The sequence below is a fragment of the Escherichia sp. KCJ4928 genome, assembly GCF_004352695.1.
In the GTDB taxonomy this organism is placed as follows: Bacteria; Pseudomonadota; Gammaproteobacteria; order Enterobacterales; family Enterobacteriaceae; genus ECMA0423.
This window is the reverse complement of sequence record NZ_SJWV01000514.1, coordinates 1-698: the sequence shown is the minus strand read 5'-3', so window position 1 is coordinate 698 and position 698 is coordinate 1. Positions and strand designations below refer to the sequence as shown.

Sequence of the window (698 nt, the reverse complement as noted above, 5' to 3'; positions counted from 1 at the left end):
CAGTACCGTCACCACGGATGTCATTGCTCAGCGCGGTACAGCCCTGAAGCTGACCGGCAGCACTGTGCTGAACGGTGCCATTGACCCCACGAATGTCACCCTGACATCCGGTGCCACCTGGAATATCCCCGATAACGCCACGGTGCAGTCGGTGGTGGATGACCTCAGCCATGCCGGACAGATTCATTTCACCTCCGCCCGCACAGGGAAGTTCGTTCCGACAACCCTGCAGGTGAAAAACCTGAACGGGCAGAATGGCACCATCAGCCTGCGTGTACGCCCGGATATGGAGCAGAACAATGCTGACAGACTGGTCATTGACGGTGGCAGGGCAACCGGAAAAACCATCCTGAATCTGGTGAACGCCGGCAACAGTGGTACGGGGCTGGCGACCACCGGTAAGGGTATTCAGGTGGTTGAGGCCATTAACGGTGCCACCACGGAGGAAGCGGCTTTTGTCCAGGGGAATATGCTGCAGGCCGGGGCCTTTAACTACACCCTCAACCGGGACAGTGATGAGAGCTGGTATCTGCGCAGTGAAGAACGTTATCGTGCTGAAGTCCCCCTGTACGCCTCCATGCTGACACAGGCAATGGACTATGACCGGATTCTGGCAGGCTCCCGCAGCCATCAGACCGGTGTAAACGGTGAAAATAACAGCGTCCGTCTCAGCATTCAGGGCGGCCATCTCGGTCACG

General features: G+C 58.0%; 1 protein-coding gene. It reads left to right on the top strand.

Annotation, left to right across the window (positions count from 1 at the left end):
- Positions 1–698: autotransporter adhesin family protein (locus E0D98_RS25225; RefSeq protein ID WP_240723781.1), on the top strand; the 698-nt coding region annotated here is incomplete at both ends.